The organism is Myroides sp. 1354, assembly GCF_030324495.1.
GTDB lineage: Bacteria > Bacteroidota > Bacteroidia > Flavobacteriales > Flavobacteriaceae > Flavobacterium.
Window position 1 is genome coordinate 1 of record NZ_JACAGN010000001.1, and the last position, 19863, is coordinate 19863.

Annotated in this window: 18 protein-coding genes and 1 tRNA gene; 10 read left to right on the top strand and 9 right to left on the bottom strand. The window is 35.7% G+C overall.

Translation table 11 applies throughout. The annotated features are described in order from the left end of the window. Window positions 1–721: 721 nt before the first annotated feature. Together HX004_RS00005 and HX004_RS00010 are read right to left on the bottom strand one after the other, a co-directional pair. Window positions 722–2437, bottom strand: a complete 1716-nt coding sequence (locus HX004_RS00005; protein WP_286440198.1) for a DUF6029 family protein — start codon at window positions 2435–2437, stop codon at window positions 722–724. Window positions 2438–2441: 4 nt separating this feature from the next. Beyond that, window positions 2442–2927, bottom strand: coding sequence for a TlpA family protein disulfide reductase (locus tag HX004_RS00010; RefSeq protein ID WP_286440200.1), 486 nt, complete (start codon window positions 2925–2927; stop codon window positions 2442–2444). 114 nt (window positions 2928–3041) lie between these two features. On the opposite strand from HX004_RS00010, the gene HX004_RS00015 reads away from it, so the two are divergent. Further along, complete coding sequence (locus tag HX004_RS00015) at window positions 3042–4190, top strand: Omp28-related outer membrane protein (protein WP_286440202.1); 1149 nt, start codon at window positions 3042–3044, stop codon at window positions 4188–4190. Between the two features lie 138 nt (window positions 4191–4328). On the opposite strand, the gene HX004_RS00020 is transcribed toward HX004_RS00015, so the two are convergent. After that, a tRNA-Asn gene (locus HX004_RS00020) sits at window positions 4329–4402 on the bottom strand. A gap of 76 nt (window positions 4403–4478) precedes the next feature. Next, on the bottom strand, window positions 4479–5831 hold the full coding sequence (gene rseP / locus HX004_RS00025; protein ID WP_286440204.1) for an RIP metalloprotease RseP: 1353 nt from the start codon (window positions 5829–5831) through the stop codon (window positions 4479–4481). Between the two features lie 344 nt (window positions 5832–6175). Between rseP and serS the strand changes: the two genes are divergently transcribed. The 5 genes from serS (at window position 6176) to HX004_RS00050 (ending at window position 10946) form a co-directional block, all read left to right on the top strand. Then, on the top strand, window positions 6176–7447 hold the full coding sequence (gene serS, locus HX004_RS00030) for a serine--tRNA ligase (protein WP_286440205.1): 1272 nt from the start codon (window positions 6176–6178) through the stop codon (window positions 7445–7447). Between the two features lie 93 nt (window positions 7448–7540). After that, complete coding sequence (locus HX004_RS00035) at window positions 7541–7852, top strand: DUF4286 family protein (RefSeq protein WP_286440207.1); 312 nt, start codon at window positions 7541–7543, stop codon at window positions 7850–7852. An 11-nt stretch (window positions 7853–7863) separates the two neighbouring features. Next, window positions 7864–8652: a 16S rRNA (adenine(1518)-N(6)/adenine(1519)-N(6))-dimethyltransferase RsmA gene (gene rsmA / locus HX004_RS00040; RefSeq protein WP_286440208.1), complete on the top strand. Its 789-nt coding sequence runs from the start codon at window positions 7864–7866 to the stop codon at window positions 8650–8652. Beyond that, on the top strand, window positions 8633–9985 hold the full coding sequence (gene mgtE / locus HX004_RS00045) for a magnesium transporter (RefSeq protein ID WP_286440209.1): 1353 nt from the start codon (window positions 8633–8635) through the stop codon (window positions 9983–9985). Before rsmA ends, mgtE begins: the two co-directional genes overlap by 20 nt. Before the next feature lie 10 nt (window positions 9986–9995). Further along, the gene (locus HX004_RS00050; RefSeq protein WP_286440211.1) at window positions 9996–10946 is read left to right on the top strand and encodes a 2-hydroxyacid dehydrogenase; all 951 of its coding nucleotides are present in this window, start codon (window positions 9996–9998) and stop codon (window positions 10944–10946) included. Between the two features lie 24 nt (window positions 10947–10970). Here HX004_RS00050 and HX004_RS00055 read toward each other — a convergent pair whose 3' ends face one another. The 3 genes from HX004_RS00055 to HX004_RS00065 all read right to left on the bottom strand — a co-directional run bounded on the left by HX004_RS00055 (window position 10971) and on the right by HX004_RS00065 (window position 13987). After that, window positions 10971–11387 (bottom strand): hypothetical protein, encoded by a 417-nt coding sequence (locus tag HX004_RS00055; RefSeq protein ID WP_286440213.1) that lies wholly within the window; start codon window positions 11385–11387, stop codon window positions 10971–10973. A 39-nt stretch (window positions 11388–11426) separates the two neighbouring features. After that, the gene (locus HX004_RS00060; RefSeq protein ID WP_286440214.1) at window positions 11427–11867 is read right to left on the bottom strand and encodes a hypothetical protein; all 441 of its coding nucleotides are present in this window, start codon (window positions 11865–11867) and stop codon (window positions 11427–11429) included. A gap of 296 nt (window positions 11868–12163) precedes the next feature. Further along, complete coding sequence (locus HX004_RS00065) at window positions 12164–13987, bottom strand: GNAT family N-acyltransferase (protein ID WP_286440215.1); 1824 nt, start codon at window positions 13985–13987, stop codon at window positions 12164–12166. Between the two features lie 364 nt (window positions 13988–14351). Here HX004_RS00065 and HX004_RS00070 point away from each other — a divergent pair, with 364 nt between their 5' ends. The 3 genes from HX004_RS00070 to HX004_RS00080 all read left to right on the top strand — a co-directional run bounded on the left by HX004_RS00070 (window position 14352) and on the right by HX004_RS00080 (window position 17538). Beyond that, window positions 14352–15119, top strand: coding sequence for an exodeoxyribonuclease III (locus HX004_RS00070; RefSeq protein ID WP_286440216.1), 768 nt, complete (start codon window positions 14352–14354; stop codon window positions 15117–15119). 20 nt (window positions 15120–15139) lie between these two features. Further along, window positions 15140–16042 (top strand): OmpA/MotB family protein, encoded by a 903-nt coding sequence (locus HX004_RS00075; protein ID WP_286440217.1) that lies wholly within the window; start codon window positions 15140–15142, stop codon window positions 16040–16042. A gap of 149 nt (window positions 16043–16191) precedes the next feature. Next, window positions 16192–17538, top strand: a complete 1347-nt coding sequence (locus HX004_RS00080; RefSeq protein WP_286440218.1) for a mechanosensitive ion channel family protein — start codon at window positions 16192–16194, stop codon at window positions 17536–17538. 66 nt (window positions 17539–17604) lie between these two features. Here HX004_RS00080 and xseB read toward each other — a convergent pair whose 3' ends face one another. Together xseB and xseA are read right to left on the bottom strand one after the other, a co-directional pair. Next, window positions 17605–17799, bottom strand: coding sequence for an exodeoxyribonuclease VII small subunit (gene xseB, locus HX004_RS00085; protein WP_286440219.1), 195 nt, complete (start codon window positions 17797–17799; stop codon window positions 17605–17607). Next, window positions 17760–19247, bottom strand: coding sequence for an exodeoxyribonuclease VII large subunit (xseA, locus tag HX004_RS00090; RefSeq protein WP_286440220.1), 1488 nt, complete (start codon window positions 19245–19247; stop codon window positions 17760–17762). The genes xseB and xseA overlap by 40 nt, the downstream gene beginning before the upstream one ends. 174 nt (window positions 19248–19421) lie before the next feature. On the opposite strand from xseA, the gene dut reads away from it, so the two are divergent. After that, a complete protein-coding gene (gene dut / locus HX004_RS00095; protein WP_286440221.1) occupies window positions 19422–19859 on the top strand; it encodes a dUTP diphosphatase in 438 nt (145 codons plus the stop codon). The last annotated feature ends 4 nt before the right edge of the window (window positions 19860–19863 follow it).

Consider the following 19863-nt stretch of genomic DNA (forward strand, 5'->3'; position numbering starts at 1 on the left):
CTGTGCTTTTCTATGAACGTCTGCTTGTTTAATGCGGATGCAAAAGTAGTACCTTTTTCGCCACTTCCAAATTATTCACCGCCTTTTTTTTAATGTTTTTTTGATTTTATTCGCAACTCGCTAATATGACATCTTTTACACCTTGAAGTTTTTTTGCTTTTTTGTTTTTTTGAAAGTTGCTTTTTGGAGAAAGGCAGCAAATAAAAGAAAATTGCTTTTGGAAAGAGTGTTTCAAACAAAGGGGCAGATAGCTATCTGCCCTCCTATTTAGAAAAAATAGCTTTCATCAGAAAAAAAATTTGAGCATAATAGGCAAATTTCCATTTGCTCTTATCTATATATAAGGAAAGAATCAAATAAAATCATCTTTCATGCAAAAGGGCACATGGCCATGTGCCCTCTTCCATAGAAATATATCTTCCATCAGAAAAAAAATTTGAGCATAATAGGCAAATTCCCATTTGCTCTTATCTATATATAAGGAGGGAATCAAATAAAATCATCTTTCATGCAAAAGGGCACATGGCCATGTGCCCTTTTGCATAGAAATATATCTTCCATCGGAAAAAATATTTTGGACATAATAGGCAAATTCCCATTTGCCTCCTATTTAGAAAAAATAGATTTCATTCGAACTCCCCCACCTTCACCAACAAAAAAAGGAGAGCCTAAGCTCTCCTTTTCATACAAAAACAAAATAATAATTCTAAAATTCTAAATTTTAAAATGATGTTGTGATACCAAACGTTAATCCGGCAGCTTCTGATACATAACGACAAACTCCGCCTACACATAGTAACCCTCCTCTTTGTCTACCATAACTAGCAGAAACACGAGTCGACCCTTTAGTAAAGCTAGCCCCAACATTATAATAGTGAAGACGTACTTTTTCTGATTTTTCTTCCATTGTCTCTTCATCAAATGTAACTAGTTCTTGATCATTTCCATAATTGTACATATCACTTACGAAAAAAGACCAATTAGAGTTGTAAGCAAACTCCAACGTTCCTGCAGCCCAATTTTTCTTATCTTCATTTGTCCATAAATGCTGAGCTTCTAAACGAACTGATTTATTTCCCATAAACTGATAGGTTGCTTCAGCACTTACAATATTAGCTTTCACACCTTCAAATAAACTTTCTAAAGCTCTTTGGTTGTAATATTGATTCAAATACATAAAGATAGACGACCAGTTATTATTCCATTTTTTTCGAACCTCGATTCCAAAATCATGATAGTATTTTTCACCGAAATCAAAGAATCCCGTTTTTACGATTTGACGTTCATCTTCATATTCAACAAACTCTGGTTTTAATCCAGCCCAGTATGACCCATTGATTACAACATTGGTCCCATACTTTCCTCCGAATGTAGTCCCCTTTTCAAAATTGTGATAAAAGTCAAACTGTCCTCCGATTTCTCCAATTTTTTGTTGAAGATCAAAAGTACTCAATAAATATTGTGCTTGATATACATAAATATTCTGTAAAGAATAATCATATTGTTTCGTCAATGCAGGCACATAATTTAAAACACCTCTATTATACACATTGGCTGTTAATTCTCTATCCGAATAAAAAGCCATGTTTTCCAATCTTCTCAAGTTAAAACTAAAACTAGTTCCCTTTGCAGAATATCCTCCATTAAATAACAATGCATTTCCAGTTTGCTCCGTATTACCTTTAACACCAGATTCTACTAATGCATCTTTACCCTTGTATACATATTCGATTTCTCCGAAGAAATTCTTATAATCAAAGCCTAATCTTCCAGAAAAAGCACTTTGCATCTTTCTTAGATTTTGATTCATTTCTTCTACATAATCTTTATCCTTTTCTACTTTACCTAAATAACTAACCCCGGCACGAAGTCCAAATTCCTCAAATTTTAAAAACTCAGCGACATCAACTTCAACATTACCACCAAAAACGTAAGAATCAGACAAGTCAAATCCCATTCCAATACGTTGTTTACCTCCTAATACAGTTAAGTTAATATGATCTAGTATATTGTATTTAACATTTAATCCAAAAATAGCATTATTGATTCCAATTTGCCTATCTTCCCAAGAACGGAATAACAATCCGCTTCCAAACTGATCATAAAAATGTCCAGCAGTAACGTCCAACCCCAATTCTCTATTATTATAACGAGCATAAATTGCCCCAATATCAAAACCTTTGTATTCTGGAGAATAATTTAAAATTGCTTTAGGTTCATATCCTTCAATTTGAGCACCGAAACTCCAATTTTTCCAATTGTAGTCAGCCTTTAAATATGAATTTGAACGAAAACGGTCTTCAGCTTCAAACTCATCAATTTTAATTTTTTTATCATCAACATACCATTGTGAATTGTTTTCAAAACCGACACGCACCTGTGCTTTCGCTCCTAAAAACATAACCAATCCACATAGTGTAAAAAATATTTTTTTCATCTTTTTACTTCAATACAGCTTTTACTTGCTTAATTAACTCTTTCTCAACTCCAGGAGTATAACTTGTATGTTTGTATACAACTTTACCTTTATATAGCACTGCAGTAAAAGGTACATTTACCACATTCATTGCTCTTTTCAAATCGTGATTGGTATCTAATAACACAGTATAGTCCCATCCTTTACCATTAACTAACGGCTTTACGCGTTTTACTGATTTTGCATCATCAATAGATACAGCTACTAATTTAACCCCAGTTTCCTTTTGCCAATCACTGTATACATCATTAATAGCTGCTAATTCCTTCAAACAAGGTCCACACCAAGTAGCCCAAAAACTCACAATAATAGGCTTTTCTTCATTTGCAAAAGAAGAAAAATCCACTTTCTTTCCATCTAAGTCAGTAAGAGTTACTGCTGGCAAATCCTTTTGCTGCGCAGTCGCAGTAGAAAAAACAAACAATAAAATAAATGCATAGAACACTTTCATAATTTTTTAGTTTTAGTTGTAAAGTTCAAAAATAGGAAAAAAAACATATCTTTAACTTTTTATTAACCGAAATTTATATTTATTTTTACGAAAACAACTTTAACAAATTATTTTATGAAACAGAACAAATTAGCAGCTTTTACGAAGGTGCTTCTTTCATCTCTAATTCTATTAGTTACAGTATATTCATGTGGCAGTGATGACGGTGGCAAAAAAGATGACGACGGAGGTAAAGGCAAAGACAAAACGCTTATATTACAAGCAGAAGGCGACACAAGAGTTTTAGAAAACACAGCTGTACTATTCAAAGTAACAGGAGAAGGCAATACACTTGCCGATGCCAAACTTTTCGTTAATGATGCAGAGATTTCAGAAAATCCGTATACGTTTACAACAGAAGGAACCTATACAGTAATGGCCAAAAAAGACGGCTACAAAAACAGTAATATCGTTACAATAAAAGTATTTAAAGACGAAGTTCCTGTAACACCTACTGGTGATTTAAAATATCAACATCGCGTATTAATGGAAGATTTCACAGGAGTTCAATGTGGACCATGTGCAAGCGCCATTCGAGCTTTAGAGCGTTTGGAAACTCACACCTTTTCTGGTAATGGTTACCCAGTAGACTATTCAAGCATTGTAGTTGTAGGAATTCACGTTAGTATTCCAGGACCTGATCCATTTGCACTTCCTAGATTTGCACATCCTTTATTTGACTATTACAACAGTAAAGTAGTCAATGATCCGGAAACACAGGGGATGCGTTGGGCACCATTTATTGTAATTAATGGAAAAGCAGAGTGGGATACGAGAACAATGACTACAGCAGCAGGTCAAAACCATCCAATGACATTAGTTCAAAAAACATCTTCAATCGGAATCAAAATCACATCTGGATTAACTACAACAGCTGGTTATGCAGAAGCTGAAATCGCTTTTTCACAAGATTACGATGGACTAACGATGGATTACTATATTGTAGAGGACGATGTACAACATTCTCAAGCGGGAATTGGAGCTAACTATCTTCACCATGCAGTATTAAAAGCAGCTACTCCTGCAATCACAGGAATAGCAATCCCTGCAGCACAATCGAAAAAAGGGAACATCTTTGTTGCAGAACGTTTTTCTTCTGTATACAAAACTGCTAACGCTGATAATCTAAGAGCTATCGTTGTTATCAGAGATGCTAATGGCGATGTATTAAACGTACAAGACGCTAAAGCAAATACAACAAAAGACTTTGCTATTATCGACTAATGGTCAATAAACATAAAAAAAAACCTGCCAAATGGCAGGTTTTTTTTTAAACCTTTGCAGGACTTGGTATACAAAGTCCGATTCTTTCAAATAAATAGAAACAAAAAAGCCTGACAATTACTTGTCAGGCTTTTTTTGCTCCCCCTCTTGGGCTCGAACCAAGGACCCTCTGATTAACAGTCAGATGCTCTAACCAACTGAGCTAAGGAGGAAGGTATCTTACCTTAAATGCAGTGCAAATATAACATCATTTTTTATTTCTGCAAATACATTCGCTTTATTTTTTATTTACTTGAATATCGCTTTGTAAATATCATTTCCGTTAGCAAACAACAACAGCCCTATAAGTAAAAAGAAACCAACCATTTGTGCATTTTCTAAGAACTTATCACTCGGTTTTCTTCCTGTAATCATTTCATACAATAAAAACATCACGTGTCCTCCATCTAAAGCAGGGATAGGCAATAAATTCATAACACCCAACATAATAGATAACAAGGCTGTGATATTCCAGAAATACTCCCAGCTCCAAACTGAAGGAAAGATATCGTAAATCGCTTTAAACCCACCAACTCCTTTATATGCTCCTGTTTCAGGTTTCACAATTTTCTTTAATTGATCAAAGTAACCACCTACTTTATCAACTCCTTTGTTTATTCCCACAGAGATTGATTCTCCTAAAGAGTACTTCACTTGACTAATATGGTACAATCCCATTTTTTCAAGTGTATCAATCGTTAAAACTGGAGCGAAAAAGAGATTCAATTTCCCCTCTTGATCAACCTTTAAATCAACGGTTACTTCCTTACCCTCTCTTTCAATTACAGCAGGCACAACTTTGCCTTTATTTTCCGCTAATACAGCTTGTACTTGATCCACGAAAGGCGTGCTTACTCCATTAATACTTTTTACTTGATCTTTCAACTGCAAAGCCTGTGCATTGGTTTGATCCCCTTCCTCATTAAAACCAACTACTACAAATGGAATACGCAAACCAACAAGTCCACCTGCCTTACTTCCCTCACTTAATTGTCCTAGTAAATTAACGGGTAAATCAATATTTTCCTTTACACCATCGCGTTCAACTTCCACTTGATGCCCCATCATAATTGCGTATCCAACATCATTGAAACGGTCAATTTCCTTTCCATCAACAGCAATGATTTTATCTCCCGTTTTCATTCCAGCCTCTTGTAGAATCGGTGATTGTACCCATACCCCGTGATCCATATCTTTATTTGAGATATACAAATCGCCATAAGCATACGTCATACCGATATAAATAACAAAAGCCAAGATAAAGTTTACAGTAACTCCTCCTAACATAATGATTAAACGTTGCCAAGCTGGTTTTGAACGAAATTCCCAAGGCTGTGGCTCACTCTTCAATTGCTCAGTATCCATACTCTCATCAACCATACCCGAGATTTTCACATATCCTCCAAGCGGTAACCATCCGATACCGTAAACGGTGTCTCCAATTTTCTTTTTAAATAAAGAGAACTTTACGTCAAAGAAGAGGTAGAATTTTTCTACGCGCGTTTTAAATAATTTTGCTGGAATAAAATGCCCCAATTCGTGCAGAATAATCAAAAAGGATAAGCTCAATAAGAATTGAGAAAGTTTAATCACTATTTCCATTGTCTAATTTCGTTTCAAATCTGAATAATAAGCAAAAATAAAATATTAGTTGAACTAACTACTATATTTTAGCAAACTATTATTTTTTTTAGTTCATCACTTTATTTTGCGTAATCCCCCCAGAAATCGAAAACCATACGATGTCAATTCTTATCTTATAGTATGTTTTGGATTCTTTAGAAAAACCCACACCTTGAGCACAGATAATCACAATCAACAGAAGAATTGACTTTTGCCTCTCTTTTTTATCGTTTTATAATCAAGAATCAAGATGAAATACAACAAAAAGACGGATAATAAAAAAGTATTTTCTAACTTTGTTATCTTAAACTATTATTTATACTATGTTACAGATAGCTTTTATTAGAGAGAATCAAGAACAAGTGATTAAAGGCTTGGCAAAAAGAAATCTTGATGTTACGGAAGTGCTAAACGAAGTGATTGCTTTGGATGAAAAAAGAAGAGCAACACAAGTTGAATTAGACAATGTCTTAGCAGAATCCAACAAGCTATCCAAAAGTATTGGCGAGTTGATGAAGAGTGGAGAAAAAGCAAAAGCAGAACTCATCAAAGAAAAGACATCCCATCTACGTGAACAAAGCAAAGCGTTAACGGAACAGTTAAATCAAGTTTCTGCGGAGCTAACAGATAAATTATATACAATTCCCAATATACCTACAGACATTGTACCAGCTGGAAAAGATGCAGAGGACAACATTACTGTACACCAACATGGGGAGATTCCTACCTTACACGAAGGAGCTTTACCTCATTGGGAGTTGGCGAAGAAATATGATTTAATTGATTTCGAATTAGGAAATAAAATTACTGGAGCTGGATTTCCTGTATATAAAGGGAAAGGAGCTCGTTTACAACGTGCCTTGATTTCTTACTTTTTAGACAAGAATACAGCAGCAGGATATAAAGAATACCAAGTACCGCATGTAATCAACGAAGCCTCTGGATTTGGAACAGGACAGTTGCCAGATAAAGAAGGGCAGATGTATCACATTGGAGTAGATGATTTGTATCTAATTCCAACAGCTGAAGTGCCAATTACCAATATGTTCAGAGATGTCATCTTACAAGAGAGCGATTTCCCTGTACTGTGTACAGGTTATACTCCTTGTTTCCGTAGAGAGGCTGGATCATATGGTGCACACGTAAGAGGATTAAACCGCTTACACCAATTTGACAAAGTAGAAATTGTGCGCATTGAACACCCAGACCGTTCTTATGAAGCATTGGATGGCATGGTTGAACACGTACAAGAATTGTTACACGAATTGAAACTCCCTTACCGCATTTTGAGATTATGTGGAGGAGATATGGGATTCACCTCTGCTTTAACGTATGATTTCGAAGTATTCTCAACTGCACAAGACAGATGGTTGGAGATTAGTTCAGTTTCTAACTTTGAAACGTTCCAAGCAAATCGCTTAAAATTGCGTTTTAAAGATAAGGAAGGAAAAAATCAATTGGCTCATACCTTAAATGGTAGTTCACTAGCATTACCACGTGTACTCGCTGGTATTTTAGAAAATTATCAAACTCCTGAGGGCATTGTGATACCTGAGGTCTTAAGACCGTACACAGGATTTGATATTATTGATTAATTTTACACGAAGCGTATAAGTATATGAAAAGCACCAAATCCTAAAAAGACATTTGGTGCTTTTTTTATCTTTGCATAACCCTAATTGAAACTTATGATTATTTACAATATCACAATAAACATTCACGAAAGTGTACACGACGCTTGGATGACTTGGATCAAAGAATTTTATATTCCTGGTATCTTAAACACAAAAAAATTCAATAAAGCTCGAATGGTTAAGGTTTTAGTAGAGGAAGACATGGGGGGAATCACCTATTCCATTCAATTTGAAACAGCCAATGCTGAACTTTTACAGGCCTTTTACAACGAAGAACACGATTTCTTCGAAATGGAATCACGCAAGAAGTTTGGCGATATGATGCTTACGTTTAAAACAGAATTAGAGCTTATAAGCGAACACTAAACCGAGAATTAATGGACAAAGTTAGAGCAAAAAAACACCTGGGACAGCACTTTTTAACAGATGAGAATGTTGCCAAGCGCATCGCCGATACGCTTACCTTAGAAGGATATAAAAAAGTACTGGAGATTGGTCCTGGAATGGGAGTATTGACTAAATATGTTTTGGAAAAGCCCATCGAAACCTTTGTCGTAGAAATCGACACGGAATCCGTAGACTACTTACACAAGCACTATACTAAATTACACGATCATATTTTTGCACAAGATTTTTTAAAATTCAACATTGTACAAGCGTTTAATCAAGAGCCTTTTGCTGTAATTGGAAACTTTCCTTATAATATCTCGACTCAGATTGTATTCCGCGTTTTAGAGCTTCGCGATTTTGTTCCGGAATTTTCGGGTATGTTTCAAAAAGAAGTAGCAGAACGCATATGTGAAAAGAAAGGAAGCAAGACCTACGGGATTCTCTCCGTATTGACGCAAGCTTTTTATGATACTGAATATTTGTTTACCGTTTCTGAGCATGTGTTTAATCCTCCGCCCAAAGTTAAATCAGGCGTGATGCGCATGCGCAGAAAGGAGAATTACACCCTGCCTTGCAATGAGAAATTATTCTTTACAGTGGTGAAAACGGCCTTTAATCAACGTCGAAAAACCTTGAGAAATAGCTTAAAAAGTTTCGGATTACCCGATGAAATTAGAGAAGAAGCTATTTTTAATATGCGCCCAGAACAATTAGGTGTAGCAGAATTTATTGATCTTACAAAAAAAATAGAAATACATGGAGTTCAAAATCAGTGATGAAACTATTGTACAAATCGAAGAACTAATTGCGACAGGTAAGGAAGCTGAATTATTAGAGTTCCTTAAGGATATCCATGCTGTGGATATAGCAGAAATTATGAATGGACTTCATACAGAGGAGGCCATTTATATCTTCGACATACTCGATAGTGAAGTTACTGCTGAGATATTATTAAATTTAGATGATGACTTACGAGAAAAGATTTTAAGAAGTCTCTCTCCTAAAGAAATTGCCGAAGAATTAGATGAATTAGATACCGATGATGCGGCAGATATCATCGCAGAATTATCTGAAAAAAGACAAGAAGAGGTTCTTTTAGAATTAGAAGATTTAGAACACGCCAAGGACATTGTCGAGTTGTTGCGTTATGACGAAGATACAGCTGGAGGATTAATGGCAAAAGAGTTTGTCTCGGTCAATGAAAATTGGTCAATTCTCACTTGTGTCAAAGAAATGCGCAAACAAGCCGAACACGTTTCACGTGTTCACTCTATCTACGTCGTAGATGATGAAGGACGTTTAAAAGGACGTTTATCCTTAAAAGATTTACTTACTTCCTCTACCACAACGCATATTAGTGATGTGTACATTCCCAAAGTGGACTATGTAAAAGTAGATACAGAAGATACCGAAGTAGCGCGTATTATGCAAAAATACGATTTAGAAGCTATTCCTGTGGTTGATGAAATGGGGCGTTTAGTCGGTAGAATTACCATTGATGACATTGTCGATGTTATTAAAGATGAAGCAGACAAAGATTATCAATTAGCTGCAGGTATTTCGCAAGATGTTGATACCAATGACAGTATTTTGACCTTAACCAAAGCGAGATTGCCTTGGCTAATCCTAGCGATGATTGGTGGTTTCGTGGCAGTGAATGTATCGAGAAGTTTTGAAGATGCCATGGAAAAATTCGGCGTGCTCTTCTTTTTTACACCTTTAATTGCTGCAATGGCAGGAAATGTAGGAGTGCAATCCTCTGCTATTATTGTACAAGGACTTGCCAACAACACCATTTCTGGTTCCATTTGGAAACGCCTAGGGAAAGAAGTCTCTTTAAGTTTATTAAACGGATTTTTATTAGCCATTTTATTAATGATTGGAAGTCACGTTTTACTTGGTGTTGATTATATCATCGGAGTTACCGTATCCATTGCCTTAATCAGCGTAATTATCATTGCTAGTTTAATTGGAACTTTTGTTCCTATTCTATTAAATAAATATGGCGTAGATCCGGCTTTGGCTACAGGCCCTTTTATTACAACAAGTAACGATATTTTTGGTATTTTGATTTATTTCTCCATTGCCAAAGTGATTCTCGGTTTCTAAATTTTACACGATGACAACAAAAAAAGTATTACACCTAGACAGTAATCACCCTTTAATGATAGAGCAACTTGCTCAAATAGGGTATGTCAATATAGAGGATTATACCTCTAGTAAAGAAAAAATAGAAGAAACGATACACGAATATGAAGGCATCATCATTCGCAGTCGCTTTAAGATCGATCAGTCCTTTCTTGAGAAAGCAACACAACTAAAATTCATCGGCAGAGTTGGAGCGGGGTTAGAAAATATTGATTGTGACTTTGCCACGGCTAAAGGCATTGCTTTAATTGCGGCTCCTGAAGGTAATCAAACTGCTGTTGGGGAGCATGCACTAGGCATGCTATTGAGTTTATTCAATAAATTAAATCTTGTCGATCGAGAAGTGCGACAAGGTATTTGGATTCGCGAAGGCAATAGGGGCCACGAGATTGAAGGAAAAACTGTGGGCATTATTGGTTATGGACACATGGGAAATGCTTTCGCAAAACGCTTACAAGGCTTTGATTGTGAAGTTATTTTTCACGATATCAAAGAAAACTTAAGCAATCAGTATGCAAAACAAGTTTCTTTAACCGAATTGCAACAAAAAGCAGATATTATCAGTTTGCATATTCCACAAACACCAGAGACCATTAATCTGATAGATAAAACCTTTATTGAACAAATGGCCAAGCCTTTTTGGCTAATCAATACGGCACGAGGCAAATCGGTACATACAGCGGATTTAGTTGCTGCTTTAGAAAGTGGCAAAGTAAAAGGGGCTGCTTTAGATGTTTTAGAGTATGAAAAATCTTCATTTGAACATATGTTTGCTGATGAAACATTACCTCAACCTATGCAATATTTGATTCAATCAGACAACGTATTATTATCCCCTCATATTGCCGGCTGGACTTTTGAAAGTAAAGAGAAACTTGCTCAAGTGATTATAGACAAAATAAGATTCCATTTCATAAAATAAAAAAAGCACCATAAGGTGCTTTTTTTATTTTGTATTTTTCTTTTTATCTGCCTGAATAACGACTGTTGAAATTAAAGACTGTCCAAGAGCATATGATTCTCCTACAACCTCACCTTCCTTTGTCACCTTAATTTCCATTTTTGCCTCTTCATTTTGTCCAGAACCTTGTGCAGTAAAACTAAATTTTTGCACCTCCGTCTTGTAATAGATTTTAGACCATTCTGTTACTTTCAAATTATCCATCACATCATTTTTCATATCCGTTCCTTCATAAACTACTCCCATTATTTTATCAATGGTAGAACCTTCTGAAACAGTAACCGTTACAAGATACTTTTCCCCTTCAGGGACTGATGTCTTTACGCTATCGTCTGAGCTACAGCTAGAAATTCCTACGCCAAAGACCAAAGCAACTAATATAAATTTTATTTTTCTAAACATTGTTTATACATTATTCACTCCCTAAGCAGTGTTGATTGATTATAATTTTACTTCAGCGTAAATATCTTTACCCTTAGCAATTTTTTCTTTTATGATAATACCATCCTTATCTTTAACAGTAATAGTCAATTGAGAAGAGGTACTTTCCCCTTTACCATAAGCTTCAATACTCACATGCTCAGCAACGGTCAAATTATAACTTCTAGTCCATTGAGTTGTTTTAATAAATTCTGGCAATTCTCCATTTTCTGGAACGGCCACAGGTATAGAATCTTCTATAAATTGTTCCTCTTGTACATGCACTCCATCGTAGTAAAATGCTGTGATCTGTCCAATTTCAACGTCGTCAGTAATTTCTACCAATACATCATACTTTTTCTTATCTAATTTAAGAACAGGATTACCGTCATCTGAACTACAAGAAGAAAATCCTAGGGCAATAACTGCACAAACTGCAATAAACTTAATTTTTCCGAACATCACTTTTACTTTTATTTAACAATTCAAAAATAGGATTTTTTTTGTATCATCCAAAAATTTAACTATTATTTTTTACATAGATCGTACTATGGTATTTAAATGCCCTTTAAATTTCTCTTTTTTCACTATCCCCTTTTTTATAGTAACAAGAACTAGCCGCCGCTATCTTATTTACATTTAATTAACAAATTAAACACAAAATATCGTTTACTTCATTCAACAAATAAAACTGACATACTCTTGATTTGGATCAAAAAAAAGAAGGAACCTTTTGTAGATTCCCTCTTCTCGTATTCTTAATTGTATTTATTTGCTTCTTCTTGTATTTTTCGCTCGAGTTCTGCTTCAAACTCTTCCATCACGGGTTTGACCGTACTTTCTGGTAAATCAGCGATTTTGATATACATTAATCCATCAATGGCATTGTTAAATAAAGGATCTACATTAAACGCAATCACTTTTGCATTTTGTTTGATGTACTTCTTAATCAACACAGGCACCCTCAATTTTGCAGGTTCAACATCTTCAATAATTTTGTCAAACTTGTTTAAATCGGATTCTGTTTCATTAAAAATTAAATCCTTATCCGCATCTTTTAGATTTACCTTATACTCCATTTTTGGTGTCACATATTGAGCGATAAATGGATCAAAATAATGAGATCGCATGAATTCAATCATCAAGGACTTAGAAAAGTCAGAAAATTGATTGCTAATACTCACCCCTCCTATTAAGTATTGATGTTCTGGAAAGCGCAAAGTGGTATGCACAATTCCCTTCCAAAGAAGGAACAAAGGCATTGGCTTTTGTTGATACTCTTTGACAATAAAAGCACGTCCCATTTCAATTGACTGTGCCATCATCGGATAAAGTTCTGATTCAAAACGGAATAATTCATTAAGGTAAAACCCATTAATTCCATATTTTTTATAGATTTCAGATCCCAATCCCATGCGGTAGGCCCCGCATATTTGTTCAGCTTCATTATCCCATAAAAACATATGGTGATAATATTTATCGTATTGATCTAAATCTAATTCATTATTGGTCCCTTCACCCACTTCACGAAAGGTAACCTCTCGAAGTCGACCAAGTTCTAATAATATGGTAGGAATCAAATCTGATTTACACAAAAACACTTCGTAATTCTTACTTTGCAGTAATCTAAAATCCTTTTCGCGTAAAACTTCTATTTCTTGTTTGATTCTATCAATCGGTTGTGGAGGGACAATGTCCTTTACCATCTTTGGAAATTTAAAATTAAAAGAAGGAACTTTAATCCATTTACGGGAGTCCTCATCTTTATAAGCGTTAGATAACAAATACGTTTTAAAACGCAAAAAGTTACCATAATCGCTTAAATCATAATGTTCATTTTGTTCTTCAACAGATATTGGACGACCAATGCGTACCTTAATAACGCGGTCTTTTTGTGTTAACAATTCTGAAGGCAACTTTGCTGTACGCAAAGTTGGGTTAATCTGCGATAAAAAGTAAAATAACTTACTGTTTTGCGCATGAAAATAAATAGGAACTACAGGCACATTGGCTTTTTTAATCAGCTTAATTGCTCCTTCTTCCCAAGGTTTGTCGACAACAAGTCGGTCATCTTTATACGTAGACACTTCTCCAGCAGGAAAAATTCCCAAAGGTTTACCATCACTTAAATGCCTCAATGTTTCTTTTAACCCCAATACACTTGATTTCACATCCTTGTTATTCTCAAATGGATTAACAGGCATAATATAAGGTTTCAAAGGTTCTATTCGATGCAATAAAAAGTTGGCAATAATCTTAAAATTAGGATCGTGCTCTAACATTAACTTTAAAAGTAAAATCCCATCAATTCCTCCCAAGGGATGATTGGAAATGGTAATATAAGGTCCTTTTTTAGGTAATCGCTTTAATTCCTCTGGATCAATTTGAAATTCAATTTGAAATTCTTCTAAGATAGCGTTTAAAAACTCTAACTCTTCTAAGTGTTTATTTCTATCGTAAATCTTATTTAATGTGGTAACCTTAAGCGTCTTCATAAGCAACCACCCCGTAAAAGTACCAAAGATACCATACTTGTCCACGTTAATTGCCTTCGCTACTTCCTTAGCTGTTACTAACCCCATCAATTTGAAAATTTAAGTAAGACAAATATACTAAAATCTTTAGGTATTCTATTTTATTTTATCAACCTTGACTGCATATCCCTAGCATTGTTCGAGATATTGACCTAAATAACTGATTAAAAAAAAGATATATGCTTTAAATATTATTTATTCTTCTTTCTCATTCATTATTCGAATTTTACATTTTTTTATCTTTTTAACGCCTTATACCGTAAAACCTTATCACTCCAATCTTCTACCTTCGCTTGCCCTTCCCTAGATATGGAATGCTAATTAAAAATTAAAAAAGCACCTCTCCACTTCTTTTGAAGCATCAGCATGTATATTTTTTCTATTTTTGATTTTCATACAAAAACCAGGCATCATGAAAAAAATTATATCCTATAATGTAAATGGAATCCGTGCAGCAATCAAAAAAGGTCTTTTAGACTGGATGCAAGAGGAAAATGCCGACATCATTTGCTTACAGGAGACCAAAGCCAAAGAGGACCAAATTCCAACGGATGAAATCACCTTAGCGGGTTATCCTTATCAGTACTATTTTTCTGCGCAAAAAGCAGGCTATAGTGGAGTGGCTATTTTTTGCAAGGAAAAGCCCAATCACATTACCTATGGAACAGGTATTGACTATATGGACTTTGAAGGTCGAAATTTACGCGTAGATTTCGATACTTTTTCTGTGATGTCTCTCTATTTGCCTTCCGCTTCCAATATTGATCGTCTGGACTTCAAATACCAATATATGGATGATTTCTTTACCTATATTTCTGAACTTAAAAAAGAAATTCCCAATTTAATCATCTGCGGTGACTACAACATCTGTCACAAGGCCATCGATATTCACGATCCAATTCGCAATGCGAAAGTTTCCGGATTTTTACCCGAAGAAAGAGCTTGGGTAGATCAATTCGTCCACAACGGTTTTATAGATAGTTTCCGCTTATTCAATACCGAACCACACCAATATAGCTGGTGGACGTACAGAGCAAATGCAAGAAATAACAACAAAGGATGGAGAATTGACTACAATATGGTAGCAGAACCCATGAAAGACAGAATCTTAGGTGCTTCGATTTTACAAGAAGTCAAACACTCCGATCACTGTCCAATTGTTGTAGAAATTAAAGCTTAACTCATCCAAAAACACACCCCATGATAAAGAGACTTTCCATCGGTTTACTAACACTGACCTTATTATCCTCTTGTGTAACAAGAAGGCTATACAACGAGCTTGATCAAGATTACCAAATGGCCTTAGACGACAATCAACGTCTAGCGGATGAATTAGCGACCTTAAATAGCTCGATGAGTGATTTAGAACAAGCGAAAAAGCAATTGGCTCAACAGTTAAAAGACTTACAGCAAGAACGTCAAAATTTAAATGCTGAGATTTCAGCTGCTCAAAATAGATTGCAAGATTTACAACATTCGTATACCAACTTAGAAAAGCACAGTGAAGAATCTTTACAAGCCGAAGCGGCAAGGTTAGCTAAAGCAAAGGCTGAACTAGATTTAAAATCGAAACGCGTACAAGAATTGGAAGGTATATTGGCAGCCAATGACAAACAGATGAAAGCCCTAAAGGACAATTTATCTCAGGCATTGAATGCATTTGAAGGTCGTGGATTAACCATTGAACAGAAAAATGGAAAAGTATATGTTTCGATGGAGAACAAACTCCTTTTTAAATCAGGTAGTTGGTCTGTCAATGACGAAGGTCGAAATGCTGTTATCGAATTGGGAAAAGTGCTAGCAACTAATCCAGATATTTCCGTATTAATTGAAGGCCACACCGACAATGACAAAGTAGTAGGTAATTTAGGTGAGGGCGTACAAAACAACTGGGACCTATCAACCAAACGCGCTTTAGCCATTGTCTCTATCTTATCAGAAAACAGTACCATAGACAAAAAGAACCTAACTGCTGCAGGTCGAAGTGAATATGCTCCTATTATGAGCAATAGTGCATCGGAGGGGAAGGCTAAAAACAGACGTATTGAAGTTATTCTTACGCCTAATCTAGATAAAATCAACGAGATGTTGAACCAATTATAACCCCATCACATCAATAGAAAAGCCCTATAAACTTGAGTTATAGGGCTTTTTTTGTTACAAATCTGCATTGGACTTTCCCATTTTATTAACACAGAAAGCAATTACAATTGCTTATCTTGCAGTTCTACAACTAAAAACACATTCAAACAATGCCTTTTTTAACCCTTAATCAAAAAAATATCAATGACATTATCGATTTTAGTGAATTAAATGTCTTCTATAAATGGTTTTTTGATTATCTCGGCTTTTTGCGTTTATCCGATCATGAAACTCATGTAATAACGACAATTGTTCTACTTCTTGTCTTTTCCCTTGTCATGTTTACTTTGGATTACGTACTCAAGAATATTTTCATCGTCATTGCTCGAAAATATGCCGCAAACAGCAAAACGCAACTCGATGACATTGTCATTAAAAATAAAGTTCTACACAATATTACCCATTTAATTCCGGTGGCTTTAGCACGTGTACTCTTTCCAATTTTCTTTACTGGTTTTCCAAAGGTTATCACCTTTGTATTGTCCTTGACGAATATCATTTTCATTGTAATCCTTACCCTATTATTGCGTTCTATTATTAGAACAACAAGAGATTACGCTAGAACCAAACCGAATTTAGCAGATAAACCGATTGACAGCTACTCCCAAGTATCTAGTATCATTCTATACTTTTTTTCTGGGATCATTATTTTTTCTGTCATTACAGGGAAGGACCCTGTTACATTTTTGGTTTCATTGGGTGCAGCCTCCGCTATTTTAATGTTAGTGTTTAAAGATACTATCATGGGATTTGTAGCGAGTATTCAGGTTTCGACGAACGATATGGTACGCGTGGGAGATTGGATTGAGATGGCCAAGTTTGGTGCTGACGGAACGGTATTAGAAATCAATTTGAGTACGGTAAAAGTGCAGAATTTTGACAAGACCATTACGACAATACCCACTTATTTATTGATTAGTGATTCGTTTAAAAACTACAGAGGGATGCAAAATTCCGGTGGAAGGCGAATCAAGCGAAGCATCAATATTAAGATGTCCTCTATTCGCTTCTTAGAAGCACATGAAATCAATGAATTGAAAAAAATTCAATTATTAAAACCCTATATAGAAGAACGACAACAAGAAATTGACAACTACAATATTAGCACCAATGCCGATCAATCCATGCCAGTAAATGGACGTCGCATGACCAACATAGGGCTATTTAGGGCTTATGTATTGCGTTATGCCCAACAAAATCAAAACATTCACAAAGAATACCATCTAATGGTACGTCATTTGCAGCCCACCGAACATGGCTTACCCATCGAGCTGTATATGTTTACCAATAGCACGGTTTGGGCCTTTTATGAAACCGTTATGGCTGATATTTTTGACCATGTTTTAGCCGCTATTGATTACTTCCATTTAGAAGTGTTTGAATTGCCTTCTTCTGATGATGTAAGACAGTTTATAGCCAATAGTTATGATACTGCTAAACAGCAAGAGAACGTATAATCAAAAAAAGCTTCGGAATAAAATCCGAGGCTTTTTTTATACTCTTTCTTTTCTTAGAGCATCTATCTACTCCTCGAGTTTATCCATAATCTTCTCAATCTTCTCCTCCGTAGTGGTCAGTTTTTTCTTACAAAAAACAATCAGCTGAGATGCGCGTTCTACTTTTTCTGCTAATTGATCTACGGTAACTTCGTCGTTTTTTAATGCCGTGAGAATCTCATCTAATTCTTCTGCGGCTTTTTCATAAGTAAGTTTTTCCATTGTATTACTTCTTCTATGCTAGCTAGCGTAATTTTATATTGTTTATTGTATAGTGTCAATTCTAATTCATCTCCTTGGTCCAAGATTGTATGTGCGGTAATCACTTTTCCTTGATGTCGAACCACAGCAAATCCCTTTTTCAATATATGCTCCATATCATACAAGGTCAGAAGCTCTTTGGACTGTGTTAACTGAAGCGAGTTTTTTGTCAACGTATGTCGCACGCGAGCTGCAAGCATCTCTTTTCTAAGATGGAGCTGCTGAATCTCTAAAAACACTTTTTGTTTTCCCCATGAAGTCAATCGCGACACACAGTCATACAATGCGTTGTTTTTCTTGTTCAACACAATCTTCGTTTCGACAGCAATCGCTTGTTCAATCCTCCGCAAATCATTTTTTTGCACTTGGGTTAATTGCTTTACTAAATATTCTAATGCCGTGGACTGTTGAGCTAAATTGCTCTTCTCTTCACGAAGTCGATAGCGACTCAAATTCCCAATGCGTTCTTCTACCTGATCTAGTGTCGTTTGGTATTGGGAGACCATTCGTCTTGCGCCATCTTTGACTGCTTGAGTCGATTGTTCGAGATACACACTAAATTGCAAAGCTCTTTCAATGATATAAGCGGCTACAGCACTGGGTGTTTTAAAATACGTATGCGCTACATAATCGGCAACTGTACTATCTGTTTCGTGACCAATTCCCGTAAAAACAGCCATAGGCATTTGCGCGATTTGCTCCGCTACCCCGATAGAATTAAATACATCCAAATCAAACTTAGACCCTCCACCTCGAATGAGAACCACCACGTCAAACTTTCCTTTTGCTACAACTTGTAATTGTTGGAGGATATTCACACCTGCTTCTTCTCCCTGTACTTGAGTATCAAAAAACGTCAAACTAAAAGCAAACGCATAGGGATTTTGTTTCAAATGCTGAACAAAATCTTCGTATCCCGAAGTTCCTACAGAAGCTACAACAGCAATTTTTTGAAGTACTCTTGGAAGTACTTTGCTCTTGTTCAACGGAAGGAATCCCTTTTGCTGCAATTGCAGCAACGTCATTTGTTTTTTGCGTTCAATTTCCCCTAAACTAAAGCCATAATCTACGTGGATAACATGTAGAGAAAAACCGTAAATAGGGTGAAAAATAGCCTCTCCATAACACAAAATCTCAGCTCCCTCTTTGACCACCTTATCCAGTTCTTCTCCACCATCAATGACACAACGTTCAACATTTCGTTTCCATATTGTTGCCCTACAACGCGCAAGTACTTGATCCTCGACTTGTTCAACGAGCTCCAGATAATAATGTCCTCTGCGATCCTTAGAGACTTTAAGCACCTCCACCTTTACCCAAAAGTATTTCCCCAGCATAAGTTCGTCAAAAACTTGCTGAACGCGATTTAAGATGGCGTGTAAGGTGAATATTTTTCTATTTTCTAACATAAGATTCGAAATACGAAAGTACAAAATTAAACAAGGCCATCCGCCTTTTTACCCTTTCATTGACTGTTTCCTTTCTTCTTTCATTTCAAAATCAACTGCGGAAAACTAAACGCCAATTATTCAATTGTCAGAACAAACCTTTATATTTGTCGCTGTATTTTAATAGGAAATAGAATGACATCTGTAAAAATTATAAATAAATCTCAACATGCATTGCCTCATTATGAGACGACGCAATCTGCAGGAATGGACTTAAGAGCCAATCTTACTGAATCAATTACACTAAACAGTTTAGAGCGAGCTATTGTTCCTACAGGATTATTTATCGAATTACCGGAAGGGTATGAAGCTCAAATCAGACCAAGAAGTGGTTTAGCTGCAAAAAAAGGAATTACATTATTGAATTCACCAGGTACCATCGATGCGGATTACAGAGGAGAAATTGGCGTTATTTTGGTCAATTTATCTAAAGAGGCATTTGTCATTGAAAATGGAGAGCGCATTGCTCAAATGGTCATTGCAAAATACGAACAAATCCAATGGGAAGATGCAGAAGCACTTTCAGAAACAGTACGTGGTACTGGGGGATTTGGAAGCACAGGAACGAAATAAAAAA